Annotated in this window: 19 protein-coding genes; 11 read left to right on the plus strand and 8 right to left on the minus strand. The window is 40.1% G+C overall.

All coding sequences use genetic code 11. The features are described from left to right. The first annotated feature begins 89 nt into the window (after positions 1-89). The 5 genes from glpD (at position 90) to MHI35_RS04600 (ending at position 6778) form a co-directional block, all read left to right on the plus strand. Positions 90-1751, plus strand: coding sequence for a glycerol-3-phosphate dehydrogenase/oxidase (glpD, locus tag MHI35_RS04580; protein ID WP_211063255.1), 1662 nt, complete (start codon positions 90-92; stop codon positions 1749-1751). A 196-nt stretch (positions 1752-1947) separates the two neighbouring features. Next, entirely contained in the window at positions 1948-3693 is a 1746-nt protein-coding gene (locus MHI35_RS04585; RefSeq protein ID WP_335348944.1) for a phospho-sugar mutase, read from the plus strand. 155 nt (positions 3694-3848) lie between these two features. Further along, positions 3849-4994 carry a GAF domain-containing sensor histidine kinase gene (locus MHI35_RS04590; protein ID WP_335348943.1) on the plus strand — a complete coding sequence of 382 codons (1146 nt, stop codon included), beginning with the start codon at positions 3849-3851 and terminating at the stop codon, positions 4992-4994. Then, positions 4991-5641: a response regulator gene (locus MHI35_RS04595; RefSeq protein ID WP_211063253.1), complete on the plus strand. Its 651-nt coding sequence runs from the start codon at positions 4991-4993 to the stop codon at positions 5639-5641. The genes MHI35_RS04590 and MHI35_RS04595 overlap by 4 nt, the downstream gene beginning before the upstream one ends. 252 nt (positions 5642-5893) lie before the next feature. Next, entirely contained in the window at positions 5894-6778 is an 885-nt protein-coding gene (locus MHI35_RS04600) for a GNAT family N-acetyltransferase (protein WP_211063252.1), read from the plus strand. A 35-nt stretch (positions 6779-6813) separates the two neighbouring features. Here MHI35_RS04600 and MHI35_RS04605 read toward each other — a convergent pair whose 3' ends face one another. Continuing rightward, positions 6814-7062: a YhdB family protein gene (locus MHI35_RS04605; RefSeq protein ID WP_024426598.1), complete on the minus strand. Its 249-nt coding sequence runs from the start codon at positions 7060-7062 to the stop codon at positions 6814-6816. A gap of 128 nt (positions 7063-7190) precedes the next feature. Between MHI35_RS04605 and MHI35_RS04610 the strand changes: the two genes are divergently transcribed. Continuing rightward, positions 7191-7574, plus strand: a complete 384-nt coding sequence (locus MHI35_RS04610; protein WP_144522424.1) for a YqzG/YhdC family protein — start codon at positions 7191-7193, stop codon at positions 7572-7574. 208 nt (positions 7575-7782) lie between these two features. Here MHI35_RS04610 and MHI35_RS04615 read toward each other — a convergent pair whose 3' ends face one another. Together MHI35_RS04615 and MHI35_RS04620 are read right to left on the minus strand one after the other, a co-directional pair. Next, on the minus strand, positions 7783-9258 hold the full coding sequence (locus MHI35_RS04615; protein WP_088003968.1) for a catalase: 1476 nt from the start codon (positions 9256-9258) through the stop codon (positions 7783-7785). Positions 9259-9418: 160 nt separating this feature from the next. Then, on the minus strand, positions 9419-9850 hold the full coding sequence (locus tag MHI35_RS04620) for an Rrf2 family transcriptional regulator (RefSeq protein WP_144522425.1): 432 nt from the start codon (positions 9848-9850) through the stop codon (positions 9419-9421). Positions 9851-10033: 183 nt separating this feature from the next. Between MHI35_RS04620 and MHI35_RS04625 the strand changes: the two genes are divergently transcribed. Both MHI35_RS04625 and MHI35_RS04630 read left to right on the plus strand, forming a co-directional pair. Continuing rightward, positions 10034-11233, plus strand: coding sequence for a globin domain-containing protein (locus MHI35_RS04625; RefSeq protein WP_144522426.1), 1200 nt, complete (start codon positions 10034-10036; stop codon positions 11231-11233). A gap of 67 nt (positions 11234-11300) precedes the next feature. Continuing rightward, entirely contained in the window at positions 11301-12725 is a 1425-nt protein-coding gene (locus MHI35_RS04630) for a SpoVR family protein (protein WP_392387433.1), read from the plus strand. Between the two features lie 47 nt (positions 12726-12772). Here the strand turns inward: MHI35_RS04630 and MHI35_RS04635 are convergent, their stop codons facing one another. Then, positions 12773-14137, minus strand: coding sequence for an alkaline phosphatase (locus MHI35_RS04635; RefSeq protein WP_335348942.1), 1365 nt, complete (start codon positions 14135-14137; stop codon positions 12773-12775). 354 nt (positions 14138-14491) lie between these two features. Here MHI35_RS04635 and MHI35_RS04640 point away from each other — a divergent pair, with 354 nt between their 5' ends. Together MHI35_RS04640 and MHI35_RS04645 are read left to right on the plus strand one after the other, a co-directional pair. After that, a complete protein-coding gene (locus tag MHI35_RS04640) occupies positions 14492-15325 on the plus strand; it encodes a C40 family peptidase (RefSeq protein WP_144522428.1) in 834 nt (277 codons plus the stop codon). 442 nt (positions 15326-15767) lie between these two features. After that, the gene (locus tag MHI35_RS04645; protein WP_144522429.1) at positions 15768-17168 is read left to right on the plus strand and encodes an amino acid permease; all 1401 of its coding nucleotides are present in this window, start codon (positions 15768-15770) and stop codon (positions 17166-17168) included. Positions 17169-17236: 68 nt separating this feature from the next. On the opposite strand, the gene MHI35_RS04650 is transcribed toward MHI35_RS04645, so the two are convergent. From MHI35_RS04650 to MHI35_RS04660, 3 genes are read right to left on the minus strand one after another with little or no spacing between them, the layout of a single operon-like run. Beyond that, positions 17237-17527, minus strand: a complete 291-nt coding sequence (locus tag MHI35_RS04650) for a hypothetical protein (protein WP_024425288.1) — start codon at positions 17525-17527, stop codon at positions 17237-17239. After that, entirely contained in the window at positions 17515-18573 is a 1059-nt protein-coding gene (locus MHI35_RS04655; protein ID WP_144522430.1) for an anti-sigma factor, read from the minus strand. Before MHI35_RS04655 ends, MHI35_RS04650 begins: the two co-directional genes overlap by 13 nt. Then, complete coding sequence (locus tag MHI35_RS04660; RefSeq protein WP_003211938.1) at positions 18566-19057, minus strand: sigma-70 family RNA polymerase sigma factor; 492 nt, start codon at positions 19055-19057, stop codon at positions 18566-18568. Before MHI35_RS04660 ends, MHI35_RS04655 begins: the two co-directional genes overlap by 8 nt. Before the next feature lie 372 nt (positions 19058-19429). On the opposite strand from MHI35_RS04660, the gene MHI35_RS04665 reads away from it, so the two are divergent. Next, entirely contained in the window at positions 19430-20032 is a 603-nt protein-coding gene (locus MHI35_RS04665) for a lysophospholipid acyltransferase family protein (protein WP_144522431.1), read from the plus strand. 39 nt (positions 20033-20071) lie between these two features. Here MHI35_RS04665 and MHI35_RS04670 read toward each other — a convergent pair whose 3' ends face one another. Beyond that, positions 20072-21403, minus strand: coding sequence for a hemolysin family protein (locus MHI35_RS04670; RefSeq protein ID WP_012009419.1), 1332 nt, complete (start codon positions 21401-21403; stop codon positions 20072-20074). Between the last annotated feature and the right edge of the window lie 27 nt (positions 21404-21430).

A 21430-nucleotide genomic window follows, 5' to 3' on the forward strand; every position in this document is an offset into this window, starting at 1 on the left:
GGAGAGACCGCAGGCACCGAAGTGTAGAAATACGCTTTGGGTGTTTGCGGTCTCTTTTTCTTTACCGTACAACATGGGAGGAACAAGAGATGACTTTTTCTAGCTTAGAAAGAGAACAAATGCTGCAGGAAATGACAAAAAAACCATATGATGTGTTTATCATTGGTGGGGGTATTACAGGCGCGGGTACAGCACTTGATGCGGCTTCACGAGGAATGCGCGTCGGTCTTGCAGAAATGCAGGATTTCGCAGCAGGTACATCTAGCCGCTCAACGAAACTAGTGCACGGTGGACTTCGTTATTTAAAACAATTTGAAGTAAAAATGGTCGCAGAGGTCGGTAAAGAGCGTGCCATTGTATATGAAAACGGTCCTCATGTGACAACGCCAGAATGGATGCTTCTTCCGATGCATAAAGGCGGCACATTCGGTAAGTTTTCAACATCTATTGGGCTGAGAGTGTATGACTTTTTAGCTGGTGTTAAGCATAATGAACGCAGAAGCATGCTAAGTGCAAAGGAAACACTTGCAAAAGAACCGCTTGTGAAAAAAGACGGCTTAAAAGGCGGCGGCTATTATGTTGAATACCGTACGGACGATGCACGCCTCACAATCGAAGTGATGAAAGAGGCTGTGAAATTCGGAGCAGAAGCGGTCAACTATGCGAAAGTAAAAGAATTTATTTATGATAAAGGCAAAGTGGTCGGAGTTGTCATCGAAGATGTCATGACACAGAAAACCTATGATGTATATGCGAAGAAAATCGTCAATGCGACAGGTCCATGGGTCGATCAGCTAAGAGACAAGGATCACTCAAAAGAAGGGAAGCACTTACAGCATACAAAAGGTATTCACTTAGTATTCGACCAATCAGTCTTCCCGTTAAAACAAGCGATCTACTTTGACACACCGGATAAACGGATGGTGTTTGCGATTCCAAGAGAAGGTAAAACGTACGTTGGTACAACCGATACAGTGTACAAAAAACAGCTGGAACATCCGCGTATGACAAAAGCAGATCGTGACTATGTCATCCAAGCGATTCAATACATGTTCCCTGATCTCAATATTACAGAAAACGATGTTGAATCTAACTGGGCTGGTCTTCGTCCACTCATTCATGAAGAGGGCAAAGACCCTTCAGAAATTTCTCGTAAAGATGAAGTATGGACATCATCTTCAGGCTTAATCACCATTGCTGGCGGTAAATTAACAGGCTACCGCAAAATGGCTGAGCACATTGTAAACCTTGTACGTGATGGACTGAAAGAAGAAACAGGCAAAGACTTTGGACCATGTAAAACAAAGCATATGCCAATTTCAGGCGGTCACGTAGGCGGATCTAAAAATATGGCTGCCTTTGTCCAAGCGAAAACAGCAGAAGGAGCAGCTGTTGGTCTAACAGAACCGATTGCTCAAAAACTGGCCGAAAAATATGGCTCAAACGTCAGCAGTCTCTTCAAGCGTGTAGAGCAGCTTCAAGGTGAAGCAAACAAACGAAACATTCCAGCGTATGTACTCGCAGAGCTTGTCTATGCAATTGAAGAAGAATTAGCTGTCACTCCTGTCGATTTCTTCTTAAGAAGAACAGGAAGCCTACTATTTAATATCAACTGGGCAAAAAAATATGCACAGCCTGTCGTTGATTATATGGCAGAGCGATTTGGCTGGGATGAAGCAGTCAAACAGAAGCATCAAACAGAATTAGATCAACTATTCCATGAAGCAGTTGTACCGCTTGATGCTGAATAAAAGAAAAACTGATAAGGGCTAAAATCAAGTATATTTTAGCCCTTTGTCAACCATCTGAAGCCGATCATGTATCGGCTTTTTTTATTTGTTCATCATTTTCTTCATCTTCTCATGATATAGCATGACATAAAGGTTGATTCCATATAAAATAACAGGAGAGGTTATTTTATTGATGATAAGAGCTGGGAGGACGACCATGAGTTGGAAGACGAATTATGAGCGATGGATCAATGAGAAGCACCTGGATACTGAGCTAAGGGAATGGCTGGATGCACATCAAGATGATCAACAAGCACTTGAAGACTGTTTCTACAAAAACCTTGAGTTCGGCACTGGAGGAATGCGCGGGGAGATTGGTGCTGGCACGAATCGAATGAATGTGTACACGGTTCGTAAAGCATCAGCAGGTCTTGCTGCGTATATTGCGAAACATGGAGAGGATGCAAAAAGAAGAGGCGTCGCCATTGCATATGATTCACGCCATAAATCGCCTGAATTTGCGATGGAAGCAGCTATGACTCTTGCCGCGCAGGGCATTAAAACATATGTATTTGACGAACTGCGCCCAACACCAGAGCTCTCCTTTGCTGTTCGAGAGCTGAATGCATTTGCTGGGATTGTCGTAACAGCAAGTCATAATCCACCAGAATATAATGGCTATAAAGTATATGGAGAAGACGGCGGACAGCTGCCACCACTTCAAGCAGATCAAGTCATTCAAGAAGTAGATGCAATAGAAAATGAACTGTCGATATCAGTTGATTCAGAAGAAAAGTTAAAACAACATGGGTTGATTAACATGATCGGAGCAGAAATCGACCTTGCTTATATTGAAAAATTAAAAACGATCAGTGTCCACCCTGAGCTGGCAGGTGAGGTCGATGTTAAAGTCGTTTTCACACCGCTCCATGGTACGGCCAACCAGCCTGTCCGAAAAGGACTTCAAGCTTTAGGCTATCAACATGTAACTGTCGTGCCTGAACAGGAAAGACCAGATCCGCAATTTTCAACAGTGACATCGCCAAATCCAGAAGAGCATGCAGCATTTGAGTATGCCATCAAGCTTGGCGAAAAGCAGAACGCTGATATTCTTATCGCAACAGATCCAGATGCGGATAGATTAGGTATTGCGGTCAGGGATCATGATGGCGAGTTTACCGTCTTAACAGGCAACCAAACAGGAGCCCTTTTGCTCCATTATTTATTGTCTGAAAAACAAAAGCTTGGTCAGCTGCCGCCTCGTCCTGTTGTGATGAAAACGATTGTCACAAGTGAGCTTGGGCGTGCTGTTGCTTCCGCATTTGGTGCTCATACGATTGACACACTGACCGGCTTTAAATTTATTGGAGAAAAAATTAAGCAATTCGAAGAGAGCGGAGAATACACGTTTCAATTCGGTTATGAAGAAAGCTATGGCTATTTGATCGGTGACTTTGCCCGAGATAAAGATGCGGTGCAAGCAGCGCTGCTAGCTGTCGAAGTCGCTGCTTTCTATAAAAAACAAGGCAAGTCCTTGTACGATGCGCTTATTGATATTTTCAAGGAATTTGGATTTTACCGAGAAGGGTTAAAGTCGTTAACCTTAAAAGGAAAAGAAGGAGCAGAGCAAATTTCGGCGATCCTTCATACCTTTAGAACAAATCCACCAGCTGCTATCGCGGGTCAGCGCATCACTGCTATCGAGGATTACCAATCAAGTAAAAGACACCTTGTTGCTGAAAAGAAAGAAGAAACCATTCATCTGCCAGCATCAAATGTGCTGAAATATTTCCTTGAGGATGGCTCGTGGTTCTGCTTAAGACCTTCCGGGACTGAGCCTAAAGTGAAATTTTATATTGCTGTCAAAGGTACATCTTTAACAGATAGCGAAGAAAAGCTAAAGCATTTGTCAGAAGAAGTGATGAAAGTCGTTTATGAGATCGTGGAAGAAACAGCTAAATAAACAAACAAACAAGGCCATCGTGTGAATGCATGATGGCTTTTTCTCCATCAAAAGGATGAGAAAAAATCATCCTTTTAGAGAAAGAACCGGCAGAATGCTCATGATATAATGAGCGTAATGAAAAGAGAAGGCAGAAAATGCCGGGGGTAAACAGTATGGGAGAATATCAGGAGAAGGTTGAAACATTAAAAACGTTAAAAGAAATTGCTGAAAAACTAAATGAAGGCACGGAAATGAAAGATACGCTTCATGAAGTGCTCCATATGCTGATGGATGTCACAGGCTTTCACTCCGCATGGATTTATTTTATAGAAAAAGACGGCTCGTACGAACTGATGGCAGAGGTTTCCTTACCCGAAGCGCTGGCAACGCATCAAAAAGAGCTCATGTGCCAAAACGATTGCTATTGCATCAATCGATACACAAAAGGTTCACTCCAATCAGCCACAAACATTATGAATTGTAAACGCATCGAAACGGCGATGAAAAAGCAGCTTGGGGATACTGAAGGAATTACGCATCATGCGACGGTTCCTCTCAAAGCATGTAAGCGTACGTTCGGATTATTGAATGTGGCAGCAAAGGGAAAAGTCACATTTACGCAAGAAGAATTGAACTTGCTTGAAAGCATTGCGCTTCAAATTGGTACGGCCATCCAACGGATGAAGCTTGTGCAAAACGAACATCAACATGCTCTTTTAGAAGAAAGAAACCGGCTTGCACAGGACTTGCACGATTCTGTTAACCAAATGCTATTTTCAGTTAGTCTGACTGCTAAAGCTGCTCGTCAAATGACTAATGATCAAAATCTAGGGGAAATGATAGATTTTATTCAGCATTTGTCACAAGATGCCCTGGTTGAAATGCGGTCACTCATTTGGCAGCTAAGGCCAAGAGGGCTTGAAAAAGGATTCACAACAGGGATCCAAGAGTATGCAAAGCTTTTAGGATTACGCTGCACTTTATCGTTATCAGGCTGTATGGAGATGGATCATTCTCAGCATGAAACGTTGTTTCGCGTATGCCAAGAAGCGCTAAATAATTGTCAAAAACATGCGGAAGTAGAGGAAGTCAAGGTTCAGCTTGAACAATCAAAAGACACGTTTGAAATGAAAATTATCGACCACGGAAAAGGGTTTCAGTATGACGAGCAAATGAGTATCCCTTCACTTGGTCTGAAAGGCATGTCTGATCGCATCAAAAGAGCGGGTGGAACATTTTGTATAGAGTCTGAGCTCGGTAAAGGAACCACGATTCAAGTGAAGGTGCCATTTTCTCAAGAAAGGAAGGGGTCGTCATGAGAGTTGTCATTGCAGATGATCATCATATTGTGAGAAAAGGGCTTGTGTTTTTCCTGCAGACACAGCCTGACGTCGAAATCGTTGGTGAGGCTTCTAATGGAGAAGAAGCATTAGAAATTGTCAGACAAACGCGGCCTGATATTGTTCTCATGGATTTATCGATGCCAGTAATGAATGGCATTGAGGCAACGAAACAAATGACGCTGGAAATGCCTGATACCCGCATTGTGATCCTGACAAGCTATGCAGATAAAGATTATGTTATTCCCGCCATTCAAGCAGGGGCAAAAGCCTATCAGCTCAAGGATGTAGCACCAGAAAAACTCCTTACGACCATGATTGACGTACAAAAAGGTACCTATCAATTAGATGGTCATATCACCAATTTTCTTGTGCAACATTTGACTGAGCCAAAAGAGCAAAAATGGGAGTTAATGAAAGAGCTGACCAAGAGAGAGCGAGATGTCTTATTCGAAATTGCAAAGGGGAAAAGCAATAAAGAAATTGCCTCATCCTTGTACATTTCTGAAAAAACTGTCAAAACGCACGTATCTCATGTATTATCAAAGCTAGAGCTGGCAGATCGTACCCAAGCGGCTCTTTATGCAGTGGAGTATCAAAAAAGTCAGCCAAAAGAGCTGCTATAACAGAAGGGAATTTAGTCGTTATGCTAAAACTTTTAATCGCACATTCAGTTCAATGAATTGAATAAAAAGAGCACGGTAGTTGGTTTATTTGACGTGCCCTTTTGCGTGAAAAGAGAAGCATGTTCAGTCTAATTTCTATGAGTAAAATGATAAAAGACTTGATGAGTATTGCTCAACAAGTCTTTTTTTTTATTTGAAGGAGGTGATAAACCAGCTGACTAAAGGTGAAACAATAAAAGGAGGGAAATGAGCTTGGAGACATATGAATTAGTAAGTGATTATCGCCACGATGACAAATTGAAAGAAAGCTTTAATCAGTTAGCGGTCCATATATTTGATGTGAATTTTAGTGACTGGTACAAAAGAGGGTATTGGGATGAGAAATATATTCCTTATTCCTTTGTCCATCACGGGAAAGTGATCTCAAACGCTTCCGTTTATCTCATGTCACTTATCATTGATGGAAAAACGTATAGAGCTGTTCAAATTGGCACGGTGATGACGGATCAAGCTCACCGCAACAAGGGATTAGCGTCAAAGTTAATGCAGCACATTATGGATACGTACGAACATGATTGTGATTTGATTTTTCTTTTTGCCAATGAAACTGTACTGGATTTTTATCCGAAATTCGGCTTTACCCGTTACCACGAAAGTGAATTTAGTCTCGATATCGGCAAAAGTGCCATTCAAATAAAAAAGAACGTGCGTCTCAAGCAGCTGACGTTGGAGCATGACCTGCCATTACTTGAACAGTTCGCAGAAAAACGCCAAACAGGCTCAATGAAATTAGATGCTAAGGAGCATGGCAGTTTATTGATGTTCTACTTTACATTGGTTTGGCCGGATGCCATTTTCTATATTGAAGAATTGGATACGGTTGTCCTGATGAATGAAGAAAATGAAACCATACATGTCTTTGATATCATTTCTCTCGAGTCACAAAATATAAAGGAAGTTGTTGCACATATCGTGAATGAAATGACGGAAAAAGTGATGTTCTATTTTACACCTGATACGTTAATTGATGGCTTACATGCGGTGACGGCGCCAAATGATGAGGATGCGCTGTTTGTTTATACAAAACAAGATTGGATCAAAGACCACTTTATGCTTCCAATCACTGCGCACTGCTAAATGTATGTAAAAAGGCTGATCATCAGCCTTTTTCTTTATGTGTACATTGGTTGTGAATAAACTTCAGACGCAGCAGCCTCTGAAGCATGGTCAATATACTGCAAGAGCCCATATAAACATTTTTCAACATCAGCATCGTTCCGGTTAAATTGATACGCGTGTAAGAAATGCTCAATACGTTTCGAGAGCAAGTCATCTTGCGTACGTACCATAAGAATAAGTAAATTATCCCATTGCGAGCGATGCGTATAATAAAGTGCTTTATCATAATCCGCCACATTCATCAAACCTTCTCCTTTCCCTTGAGAAGTCCTCATTAGTTTGCTCGGAACATATCGACATTTTCAGGGGAAAAGTTGGTGTCCGCATCAATCGTGTACCGGGAATTATAGGCTGAATAAATGCTTCATGTATGAAAATGGATCGATCAGCAAAACATAAACAAAATATACATGAAAGTGAGATCAATGATATTATGCAGCCGAAATGGTGGGTGCCTTTTGCAGCGGCAATGGTTTTGTTTGGCAGTTTCATGATCCATCCTGCAACAAATGCAGCGACGCAGCCTGTTGAAAATTGGGAAAGACTTGCGTACACAGCGTTGCAAGAGGAATATGAAGGCGCCGCTTTAAACGATTATCAATATATCGGGCGTACACAAGTAAATGAAGATCAGACAAAGGATGTCTTTCGCGTCACCGTGAAGGAAGGCTCAACGCTTTTTGCTGCGCATGCAGAAATCTATTTTCACCCGGTCACCGGTCATTTGATTAGTATTAACGTTTTCCGGCTATAAAAAAAGCACCTCTTTATTAGAGGTGCTCAGCGTGTAGACAAACCCTTGCATTCGTTGTCAGTCCTGCGTGCTGGTGCTCACGAATGTCAAATTCGCTCCGCGCCAGTACTCGTCCTTCCTAGACTTCAAAGGTTTTCTATCACGCTGAAAAGAAGACAAAAGGCTAAAATCAAGAACATTTTAGCCCTTTGTCAATATTCTTAAGCCATTATTTCATGTTTCCTTGAAGGTATGAGCGGATATCTACGCCAAGCGAATCGGCTAATCGTTGTCCGTAATCTTCATCTGCACGATAGAAGTTGCAGATCGCAAGTAATTTTGTTTTGTCATTTACGTCTTTCAGGTCAGCTGTTAGGTTTTTGATCAATGCTTGTTTCTCTTCTTCTGAGTAGCTTCGATATTTTTCCCCAGCTTGTTTGAAATCGTTTGGTTTTTCAATTTTTTGTCTCACCATACGATCACCGTGAAGAACTTGTTCACTTTCCTTGTAGTGAGGATTTTCTTTTGGCTGGTCATCGTAACGGTTTGGTTCATAGTTAATATGGCCGCTTGGACGAGTCGTTGTCATAAAGCCATCCTGCTGATTATTGTGTACAGGTGCATAAGGACAGTTCACCGGAATGCGCATATAGTTGGCACCAAGACGATGACGCTGCGTATCTGGATATGAGAACAGACGACCTTGAAGCAGTTTATCTTCAGATGCTTCAATTCCTGGAACAAGTGCACTTGGTGTGAAAGCAGATTGTTCTGTTTCAGCAAAGAAGTTCTCAGGATTGCGATTCAGTGTCATGCGTCCTACTTTTTGAAGCGGGTAATCTTCTTCACTCCATGTCTTTGTTGGATCACATGGATCATAATCAAGATCATCATAATCGCTCAGCGGCATCAACTGGACATATAGGTCCCATGCTGGGTAGTTGCCGTTTTCAATGCGGTCATATAAGTCTCTTGTTGCATGCTGGAAATCATTCGCTTGGATTTCTGCTGCTTCTTCCATTGATAAATTACGAATACCTTCTGAAGGTCTCCAGTGATATTTCACATATTTTGTTTCTCCATATTTGTTGACCCATCTAAATGTATGCACACCAGAACCGCGCATTTCAGCGTAGTTCGCAGGAATACCTTCATCAGAGAAGAGCCATGTGAGCATATGAGTGGATTCAGGTGTTAAGGTCATAAAATCCCAATAACGGTCAGGATCTTGGATATTGGTTACAGGATCTGGCTTGAGAGAGTGAACCATATCAGGGAATTTCAATGCATCACGTATAAAGAAGATCGGCAAGTTGTTACCAACTAGATCATAGTTGCCTTCTTCTGTATAAAATTTGACAGCAAAGCCGCGCGGATCACGCAATGTTTCAGGTGAACCTTTAGGATGAATAACGGTTGAGAAGCGAACAAAAACATCTGTCTGTTTTCCTTCTTCACTTAAGAAAGCAGCTTTTGTATGTTTCTCCATGCTATTTTCAACTTCAAACACACCATAAGCGCCGGCGCCTCTTGCATGAACAACACGCTCTGGAATACGTTCACGATCGAAGTGTGCAAGTTTTTCAATCAAATGGTAATCATCAAGAAATGTAGGTCCGCGGTGACCAGCTGTTCTTGAGTTTTGATTATCGCCAACAGGTACGCCTTGGTTCGTTGTCAAATTTTTATGATTTGAATTTGTCATTCTTTTTCTCCTCCTGTAAACAAAAAAATAGTATCTAGCAATCTATATACCCTAATTATATTGAATCAAACATGATAGTCAATATCTATTTATAATAATTTTAAATTAATTATTATTACAAGAAGGTAAAGAAAAAGACGAAAGAATAGAATTCTTTCGCCTAAAGGAGGAGCTCTCTAAGAACATCTTTGTTTTGAGTTAAATCTTTTAATGTGTATTGGTCAAGAACGCGCAAGTAAGCAGAGAGTGCTTCATGAAGTACATGCTTTAATGAACAAATCGGAGAGATGATGCAGCTGTTTTTCCTAGGATCAAAGCATTCAACCATGACTAAATCATCCTCTGTATAACGGACAACCTCTCCAATGTTAATGCTTTCTGGGCTTTTCCCAAGCCTAATCCCGCCATTTCTTCCACGGATCGTTTCTACATACCCGCGTTTTCCAAGATGATAAATCACCTTTGTCAGATGATTTTTAGAAATGCCATAAACATCGGCGATCTGCTGAATATTTGACAGTTCATTGTTCTCTCTTGATGCTAAATAAATGAGTACTCTTAATGAGAAATCTGTATAATTCGTTAGTTTCATTTTGACGACCTCTAAACCTGATAGAGTTTTGTATCATCGTAACACATTTTAGACAAAAACTGTTCGAGAAAGTGTTAAATGTGACAACATTTAAAACATGTATTATAAATATTGCTTTTATAAGCTGTCATCCGTTACGATAAAGATGTATTTAAAATACACCTTTTGAAAGAAGGAATGACGATGTTATCTAAAGATCAAATGAATGCTATTAAACAATCAGCCCCTCTATTAAAAGCCGAGGGAACCAAACTTGTGACTGTTTTTTATCAAAATATGATTCGTCAGCATCCAGAGCTACTCAATCAATTTAATAAAACAAATCTCATGAACGGAAGTCAGCCAGAGGCGCTTGCTGCAACACTATACCAAGCTGCACTGCACATCGATCGATTAGAAGAATTACTTCCTGCGGTGAAACAGATCGCCCATAAGCATGTCAGTGTGATGGTCAAAAAAGAGCAATATCCAATTGTCGGATATCACCTGATTGAAGGAATGAAAGAAGTGTTTGGTTTAACGGAAAAAGATGACACGCTTTTAGCATGGAAGGCGGCATATGACATCATTGCGAATATCTTTATTACGATTGAAGCAGAAATGATGGAGGAGAATGTAAAACAAACAGGCGGATGGTCAGATGTGAAACCGTTTGTGATTAAGAAAAAAGTAAAGGAATCTCCAGCGCTGATTTCCTTTTATTTAGTACCAGAAGATGAATCAGAGCTGCCAATGTTTGAAGCAGGCCAATACATTACGGTTCAGGCAGATATGCCAGGTGAGGCTTATATGTGCAGCAGACAATACAGCTTATCAGATCAGCATCATCCATCTTATTACCGCATCACAGTGAAGCGCGATGGTCATGTGTCTACATTTTTGCATGATGAAATGGAGGAAGGAGATGTTCTTCAAGTGAGTATGCCGCAGGGAATGTTCTGCTTGCAAGAAGACACAAAAGAGCCTGTTTATTTCATTAGTGCTGGTTCTGGCGTTACGCCAATGATCGGTTTATTGAAAACAGCAGCGCAAAACAGCCATCCATTTACAATGATTCATGCAGATCGATTAGAGGATGTCACCGCTTTTGAACATGAATTTGAAAGCGTTCTAGCATTAGCTCCACATGGCCGCATCATCTTATGTAATGAACAATTTGCGCAGTCTGGTAAAGGTGAGCTTGTTGAAAAGGCAGCTTCCCGCATTGACCGTCCATTCCTTCAATCAGTGATTGGAGAAGGGAAAGGCCAATTTTATCTATGCGGTTCCCCGGTGTTTACCGAAGAGATGATTCATATACTAAAAGAGCTGGGAATTCCAGAACAGAATATTCATTTCGAATCATTTGGAGGGCAATCCACAAAAGAAATGGAAGTCGTCTAAACAAATGCTGGAACATCATGTTTTTTTAGATGCGCTCATATAGTAGGGATAAGTCCGATGAGGAGGGATGGTTTCCTTGAGCGTATCTGAAAAACGTCTTTTACAAAAAGCCATTGATGAAATTACAGAAATTGCAGAAGGATTTGGTCTAGATTTTTATCCGATGAGGTATGAAATCTGTCCCGCGGAAATTATTTATACGTTCGGTGCATACGGAATGCCAACACGATTCAGCCACTGGAGCTTCGGGAAACAATTTCATAAAATGAAGCTTCATTATGATCTAGGATTAAGCAAAATTTATGAGCTGGTCATCAATTCAAATCCTTGCTACGCCTTTCTACTTGATAACAACACGCTTGTTCAAAATAAATTAATTGTGGCTCATGTACTGGCACACTGTGATTTCTTCAAAAATAATTGCCGTTTCCAAAACACAAAGCGAGACATGGTAGAAAGCATGTCAGCAGCGGCAGAGCGGATCAAAGAATATGAGCATCTCCATGGAACAAAAGAAGTTGAATCCTTTTTAGACGCCGTATTGGCTCTCCAGGAGCATATTGATCCGTCTCTTGTTCGCTCAAAACTAAGCTGGAATATCGGCGATGAAGAAGAATATGAAGATGACCAGCCAAAGCGCCAGACGCCGTATGATGATTTGTGGGGAATGGATGAGCCAAAAATACGTGAGAAAAAGAAAATCGTCAAGGCATTTCCACCAAAGCCAGAAAAAGATATTTTACTCTTTATTGAGGCGCACTCCCGGGAGTTAGAGCCGTGGCAACGCGACGTCCTCACGATGCTGAGGGAGGAAATGCTCTATTTTTGGCCGCAGCTAGAAACAAAGATTATGAATGAAGGCTGGGCATCGTATTGGCATCAGCGGATTATGCGAGAGCTTGATTTAGATTCAAGTGAATCGATTGAGTTTGCCAAATTAAATGCTGGCGTGGTACAGCCGTCAAAAACAGGCATCAATCCTTACTATTTAGGACTGAAGATTTTTGAAGATATCGAAGAGCGCTATGATAATCCATGTGAAGAATTAAAAAAAGCAGGGGTGACAAAAGGATCAGGCCGCAGCAAAATGTTTGAAGTCAGGGAGATTGAATCAGATATTTCCTTCATTCGAAATTACTTAACAAAAGACCTTGTGATGAGAGAAGACTTGTACTTGTTTCAAAAACAAGGGAGAGATTACAAAGTCATCGATAAAGAATGGAAGGCTGTTCGTGATCAACTAGTCAGCATGAGGGTCAATGGCGGCTTTCCTTATTTGACAGTGATGGATGGCGACTATTTAAAAAACAATGAACTTTATATTAAACATTGGTATGAAGGCATTGAACTAGATTTGAAATACTTAGAAAAAGTACTCCCATATTTGCATCAGCTTTGGGGAAGAAGTGTGCATATCGAATCCATTCTTGAAGGAAAAGAAGTCATGTTTTCGTATGATGGAAAAGGAGTTCACAGAAAATATCTCGCATAAAAAAACAAAAAAAGATGTCTCTGAGCAGACATCTTTTTTTGCTAATCTTATTGGTTTTTCAGCAGTTGGAAAATGTGTTTTGCTTGATCGGTGTTTTCCATCAGACCTTTTAGCTTTTGGCTTGTTGGTCCATACGCAAAGAATGGTACTTCATCACCCGTATGACCTGATGTGGTCCAGCCTGTATGTGATCTCACGTTGATCACTTCTTCAATTGCATCATCAATTTTAACCGCATCCTTTGTTTCAGCGGCTTTTTGAATAGAGGCCATTTCTTCTTTTGTGAAATCAAGATCGATATACTGTTTTAGCGCTGATTCAACAGGCATGCCACTGACGATTTTGTTTGCGATAAAATCAGGGGTCTTTTTCGCTGCTTTTACCGGTTTGTAATCCCAGTTGCCTGAGCCGCCTGCCCCAAAGGAAAGTCCGCCAGTTGAATGATCGGCAGTGGTGATGACTAACGTATTTTTATCTTTTTTTGCAAAACGAATCGCTTCTTCAAATGCTTTTTCAAAATCCTTCATTTCACTCATGGCACTCACAATATCATGATCATGTCCTGCCCAGTCGATTTGACTGCCTTCTACCATAAGGAAAAATCCATTTTTGTTTTTAGACAGCTGTTTAATGGCTGAGGACGTCATGTTTTGCAGGGAAGGGGTCTTTTTATCACGGTCGATCGCTTTATCAAGACCGCCATCAGCAAAAATGCCTAACACCTTTTGGTTTTTGTTTTTTTGTAATTCATCTTTATTGGTGACATAATCATATCCGGCTTGCTTAAATTCCTTCGTTAAATCACGATCCTTCCTGACAAAATCGACGCGTCCTCCGCCAAGCATGACATCGACTGTATGCTGTTTTCCGATTTTTTCATCGAAGAAATCATCAGCGATGGCTGCTGTGTTTTTTCTCGATACATCATGAGTCGCATACGCAGCAGGGGTAGCATTCGTTAATTCAGAGGTCACGACAAGCCCCGTAGATTTTCCCTTCCGTTTTGCTTCTTCTAGAACTGTTTTTAATTTTTTGCCGTTTTTATTTACACTGATTGCATTGTTGTAAGTCTTTTTACCAGTTGCCATAGCTGTACCAGCCGCTGCTGAATCTGTGATATTGCTTTTCGAGTCGTCAGGGTATGTTTTGTGCATGCCAGTGAGGTAAGGGTCAAACGCTGTTTGTTTTGAAAGGTCTCCGTTGTGCTTAAATGAACGGTAAGTTGAAAGATACGGTGTTCCCATGCCATCCCCGATCAGCACGATCACATTTTGTACGTCATTTTTGGGTTTCTTTTTAGCCTCTGCTTTGTCAGCCTGTCCAAATTCAATTCCTGAAAAAATGCCAATCGATAGCACAGATGCTGCCGCCACTGCAGCGATTTTCGTTTTCGAGCTTTTCAACACACTCATTCATTTTGCCTCCTCAATGTTTATGTATCGCTCTTACGTTTACAATGGTAGAGCAGTATTGTGGATTCCCATTTACAGGATCGTAAAGTTCCCTTTAAAATTGTAAAGGTCCACTTTACATAGAATGAGCCAAAAAGAGAAATGAATGTATCACTTTTCCATGACGAGATGCATTTATTTTGTCATGATTGTGTAATGAAAATGAAATATAAAGAACCCTAAAAAAAAATAAATTTTGCCGAATTAATAAGCATAATGTCGTAGGAAGTCAAGACTATTTCTTCTGGTATTTGATCCTTATAATAGTAAGTAGATAAAAATTCGGATCACGATAGATACATACAGGAGGAACAAATGAAAAAACAATTGATCACAGCTGCAAGTGCAGTTCTACTTGGGACGACATTATTTGCCGGAGCTGCCTCAGCACAATCAGTAAAAGTTCAAAAAGGTGACTCTCTTTCTGTTCTAGCGAAAAAATATAAGACAAGCGTGAGCAAGATTAAATCAGACAATAAACTGAAATCTAACACGATTTATGTTGGACAAACGTTAAAAGTAAATGGTACTGCTGCAAAAAAAACAACGAAAACATCTAAAACAACAACAAAAGTAAAAGCGGCGTCAGCGACAGCGACGCATAAAGTTGTGAAAGGTGATACGTTATCTAAAATCGGCAAAAAGTACGGCATGACTGTAAAAGAGCTGAAATCGTTAAATAAACTCAAAACAAACTTGATCAAAATTGGGCAAAAGCTAAAGGTCAAAAAGACGTCTAAAAAAGTGAAGACAACACCTGTGAAAGAAAAAACAGTTTCTGTTTCTTCTTTGAACACGTCTAAGCTCGTTGCGGATGCTAAAGCGCACAATGGCACACCATATAGATGGGGTGGAACGACACCAAAGGGCTTTGATTGCAGCGGGTTTATGTGGTATATCATTAACAAACAAAAAAAGATTTCAAGACAAACAACTGAAGGTTTCTGGGGATCAATGAAAAGCGTATCTTCTCCAAAGGTTGGCGATTTTGTGTTCTTTACAACATATAAATCGGGTCCATCTCACATGGGTGTCTACATTGGGAACAACAAGTTTATACATGCTGCTTCTGATGGTGTGACGATCAGTGATATGAACTCAAGCTACTGGAAGCCGATTTACCTTGGAGCAAAAACATTTGTAAACTAATTTATTTTTAGAGACTGCTGATGAAGCAGTCTTTTTTTCGTATTTCATTTGTGTGGGAGACTGAACCCTTCTACATAGAGCAGTATCAGTCTAAAGGCTATAAATGTGGACCCACTTTAAAAAGAAGGGTCTTATTTTTGCTGAATAATAAATATACTAAAAAAATATATTTTTGGATTTTATATAATAAATAGAGAGGACCGAGGCCTTAATTGAATAAAGAAGGAAGAAAATCTAACTTGCTATTTGACAAATGTTTTATGAGTATTTAAGAATTTCCATTCTGTTTTTCAAAAAAAGTGTTTTCATTTTTTAATTTTCATATATAATAATTTTACGCCACCAATTTATTGCGCTAAATATAATCTAAAAATTCAGAAAATATTGTGAATAATAAAGTTGTGGCGACTATAGACTGATACTAAGTTTTGGGAGTGATGGTATGAGCAATTCATTGTTTAGAAAAAAGAGCATTTCAGAGCTCATCGCGGCAACACAAGGGGAAAAAGCGTTAAAAAAGGAATTGGGTTCATTTGATTTAACGATGCTAGGCATCGGAGCCATTATCGGGACAGGGATATTTGTTCTGACTGGTACAGGAGCTGTCACTGCAGGACCAGGACTTGTTCTATCATTTGTCATTGCAGGTCTTGCTTGTTTGTTTGCAGCCCTGTCTTATGCCGAATTTGCTTCTACTGTACCTGTGTCAGGGTCTGTGTACACATTTACGTACGCATCAATGGGGGAATTTTTAGCGTTTATTATTGGCTGGGATTTGATATTAGAATATATGCTTGCCGCTAGTGCCGTTTCAGCGGGCTGGTCAGGCTATTTTGTGTCATTTTTAAATGGGATAGGCATTCATATACCAGTGGAATTAACAGCAGCACCGGGTGGTTTAAAGGGGCAAGTGACATATTTTAATCTTCCTGCATTTATTATTTTAATGATCATCACCTTCCTGCTGTATTTTGGTATTAAAGAATCAAAACGTGTGAATAACATCATGGTTATAATGAAAATTGCGGTTATCCTGCTTTTTATTTTAGTAGCTGTGAAATATGTGAAGCCTGAAAACTGGACGCCATTCGTTCCATTTGGTACATCAGGTGTCTTAAGTGCAGCAGCCCTTGTATTCTTTGCATTCATCGGGTTTGATGCAGTTGCTTCTGCGGCAGAGGAGACAAAGAATCCTTCACGTAACTTGCCGAGAGGAATCATTACTTCTTTATTGATTTGTACAGTGTTGTACGTCGTTGTTAGTGCGATTATGACAGGTATCGTTCCTTTCATGAATTTTGAGGGAGTATCTCATCCAGTGTCTCTTGTTTTACAAGTAGCCGGACAAAACTGGGTGGCTGGTATTGTAGATGTCGGGGCGATTCTTGGGATGACAACGGTTATGCTTGTTATGCTGTACGGTCAGACACGAGTCATGTTTGCCATGTCCCGTGACGGATTGGTGCCAAAGATACTATCAAAGGTTCACCCAAAGCATAAAACACCGTATATTAATACACTGTTCTTCGGAACACTGTCAGCATTAATGGGTGGGTTTATTCCACTGGATGAGCTGGCAAGTCTAGTAAACATCGGAACACTGTCAGCATTCATTTTGATCTCAGTGGCGGTCATTGTGTTGAGAAAAACGCAGCCAGACTTACCGAGAGCCTTCAAATGCCCAGCAGTTCCACTGATTCCAATTTTAGCTATTCTATCTTGTGGACTGCTCATTTTTAAACTCGGCTCTATCACATTTGTACGTTTCTTAATCTGGCTGGCCATTGGGCTGGTAGTGTATTTCTTATATTCAAGAAAACACTCAGAATTAAATAAAAAATAATGGGATAGAAAAAAGCCCGTGCTACTTGGCATTAACAAGTAACACGGGCTTTTCATACTGAGAACGGCTTAAAAGCCTAATTGAAGATCGACATCGATCGATACGATGGCATAGACACACACAATGACAAAGATATTCAGTACGACTCCGAGGAATCCAGGGCCCGTACGGCCTTTTTTTATGAACAGTTCAATAATGCCAAATGGAACTGCGGCCATTGCAAAAGGAAGCATCTGAAAAGAATAAAATGTCACATTACTGATAATGGCGAGATTCAGCATGAGCAGAGATAATATCGCTGTACCGACAGAAATCCAGCCAAATACATTATGCTCTTTAAAAATTCTTACCAATTCCATAATTCCACCTCGCTCACTTTTGCCGTTTTAATGCGTTTTGTCTTCACAAATTTCTCGATTTCTTTCGAAGGACCTGTGATCACAGAGCCATAAATCGTAACACCATTTTGGTTGATATAGCGTATTCGATTTGACAGATCCAGTTCAGGTCTGCCAGAGATCGTTTTTGCCCAGGTTGGGTGCTGATTGACGTAAGTAAGGGCATCTTTAAATTGATCGACCTCTGTTTTTGATGTGTGCTGAAGTTCTTTTAAGAATTCAGAGTCTCTCCCAGGAAAGCCAATTGCCCGCTGATTCCCGCTTAAAGAATCCTCTGTTCTAATCGCATTCCAGAGCACTTTCATATCATATTTTTTAGCAAAGGAATAAACGTCCTTTGGTGTATACGCTTTGTTATAGGAAACATACACTTCACTGACTGTTCCTTCAGGGAGCTTGTCTAAAGTAGTCAGTGTTTGTTTTTTAGATGCATCTGCCTGAGTAGAAGGATGAGTAAAGAAATCCTCCGTATTACGTGAGTTGTCACCATAATATGAAATCGTAGGCTGCTTTAATTTATCGAAAAACATCTCGATTTGTTCACTGCCAATGGCTTCTGTTTTATTGCCAATTTGTTTTTGCAGCTTCAATTCGGTGTTCATTCCAAAAAGCTTGACTTGGCCTTTCAAATCCTTCATATCAATCGCCACGTTTGGTTTTGTCAAAGCGACTGTTACAGCGGCTGTTTCCATGAAGTGATTCCCTTTACTCTCTGCTCCGCCAACGCCGTAATATAGATAACTTCCTAATGTACAAAGCGGTAAAATAATAAGGGTAGAGATGACTGCAAGTACAGAAATACGTAAATAAGACTTTCTTTTTCCGTATTGCAAGATGGCTTTTTGCTTTTCAGGACTGATGGAAAAATCGGTCCAATCCGAGTCGTTCAGTTCCTGACTTAAGCGTTTTTCGTTTTCTTCAAGCTCTTCTTCAAACGCCATCATTTCTTCCTCGTTCATCTCACCATTATTATATTGTTCCCATCGCTTGTTAAACTCTTCATTCATCATTAACACCTCTGTTGTAAAGTGCTTTTAGGCGCTGCCTTGCACGAAATAAAACACTTTTAAAATTTGCTTCAGTAATATTCATGACCTTGGATGCTTCCTTGTAATTCAGTTCTTTTAAATAATACAATGTCAACGCTTCCTTGTAGTTATCTGGAAGCTGCTCCAAATACATGTTGAGGACTTCTTTTATTTCAACCTGTTCAGCAGGGCTTTGTACAGACGTTTGTAAAAGACCGCCAATAAGATCATCCGATATGGTCACTTCTTTTTTATGTTTCCTGACATAATCAATAAAAGCATTTCGTGCCACCTGAAATAACCAAGGTTTCACTTTGCTATGGTCGTAGGAATGAATATGTATATAAGCACGCATAAAGGTTTCTTGCAATAAGTCTTCTGCCAAATGTTTGTCTTTTGTCATGGAGAGCAGAAACCTGTAAACATCGTTCATATACATTTGATAAATTTCATCGATCGTCACTGATTTTTCTCCCCTCTATGTTATACACGCATAAGAAAGGCATAAAGTTGCACGAAACTTCTCAATACCGTACAATACTCATCTCTTTCGCCGAATCAAAATCATTTCTCCTTATCATAGCGAAATTTGCACCATTTATAAAGCATTTTCAATAGAACAAATCAGGAAAAAACCTTAAAAAACGACAAAATTGGACACAATTCTTCTTCTATTCTCTCCTAAAACCATAGACCTGAATACAGAAAGAATGATGATATTGAACGAAAAATAATGTAATGGTTTAGCTGTTTCAAGAAATTTTTAGTACCAGGTAATAAAAAATTTGTTATAATAGAAACAAATCCTTCATTCTTCAAACAAAGGAAGTGCACTATGTATAAATTTTCAGGCTATACCATTAAAGTAATATTTACTCTTCGAGGCGGAATCAAAGTATATCAAAAAGAGAATCTGCCAACGGATCGGGGATTTGTCATTGCATGTACACATGAGGGTTTTGTGGATGTTCTTGCATTAGGCGCAGGGATTCTTCCGTTTGAGATCCATTACATGGCGAAAAAAGAATTGTTTGCAAATAAATGGATCGGTGGATTTTTAAAGAAGATTCATGCCTTTCCAGTTGATCGAGAGAATCCTGGGCCAAGCAGTATTAAAACGCCCATTAAATTATTAAAAGAGGGAAAGATCGTTGGGATTTTTCCAAGCGGAACACGTACAACAGAAGATGTACCTTTAAAAAGAGGTGCGGTTACCATTGCGCAGCTTGGTAAAGCGCCAATCGTCCCAGCAGCGTACAAAGGACCGTCCAATGCAAAAAGTCTTTTTAAAAAGGGAAAAATGCGCTTAATTATCGGTAAACCGATTGAGCAGTCAGAATTTGAGCATCTACCGCCAAAAGAACGATTAGGTGCCATGACAGAAGTTTTAAACACAAGAATCAAGGAACTTGAAGCTCAATTAATGGAAAAAGCATAAGAAAAACGACCGCTTGCTTTGGCAAGGGTCGTTTTTTTATTAAGAAGCGCCTTCTTCAGCGGCTTCTGCTAACTGTTCATTTAACTTTTTAACTTCGATATATACCACATGGTGTCCATCGACTTCATTAATAATAAATTCATAGCCTTGTTCACGAATGGTGTCATTTTTCTCAACTTCATATTTCTGAGTAAGGAACCAGCCGCCAATCGTATCGACTTCTTCATTATCAAGCTGCGTACCTAAGAGCAGGTTGACTTGGTCAACTAGAACCTTTCCATCAAAGATGTAATGGTCTTCGCCAAGTTTACGCACTTCGTTGATTTCATCAATATCGAATTCATCACGAATTTCACCGACGATTTCTTCAAGGATGTCTTCTACAGTCACAAGACCAGCTGTACCGCCATATTCATCTGATAAAATCGCCATGTGTACACGTTCGCGCTGCATTTTGAGCAATAAATCATGTACAGGAACGGTTTCAATCACATGAATAATTGGATTGACAAACTTTTCGATCGTATCACTTGTAGAACACTCACCGCTAATACAAGCTGTGAGAACCTCTTTGATGTTCAGTACACCAATCATATTATCTTTATCGCCATCTTCAATTGGATAACGAGTATATTTCTCAACCTTGGTCACTTTCAGCATTTCCTCAATAGTAATATCATGAGGGAAGCTGACAACTTCGGTACGAGGAATCATAATTTCTTTCGCCAGACGGTCATCAAATTCAAAAATCTTATTTACATATTTGAATTCAGACTGGTTAATTTCGCCGCTTTTATAGCTCTCTGATAAAATAATCCGCAATTCTTCTTCAGAGTGCGCCATGTCATGCTCAGAAACTTGCTGAAGACCGAACGCTTTTGTTAACAAACGAGCAGATCCATTTAATACCCAGATAAACGGGAACATCACTTTGTAAAAAATCATGAGCGGTCTAGCAAAAAGAAGAGATACTTGCTCCGCCTTTTGAATGGCGAGTGTTTTAGGTGCAAGTTCTCCAACCACAACGTGTAAAAACGTCATAATACTAAACGCAATAATAAAAGTGACAATAGAACTAGCTGATTGAGGAATGGACAGCTCTACAAATAGTGGAGCAAGCATGTGCGCAATTGTTTCTTCCCCTAACCAACCAATACCAAGGGCGGTAATGGTAATACCGAGCTGACAGGCCGACAGATACTCATCAAGGTGAGTCGTGACATGCTTGACAGCAACTGCTGTTTTATTACCTTCTGCGATTAACTGATCAATTCTTGAGCTTCTTAAGCGAATGATCGCAAACTCTGATGCAACGAAAAATGCGGTTAAAGCTATAAGCAAAGCAACTATAAGTAAATTAACTATGTCCAATTAAGGCCTTCGTTCTGACTTTGAGAA

The organism is Bacillus sp. FSL K6-3459 (assembly GCF_038003305.1).
In the GTDB taxonomy this organism is placed as follows: Bacteria; Bacillota; Bacilli; order Bacillales; family Bacillaceae; genus Bacillus; species Bacillus pumilus_O.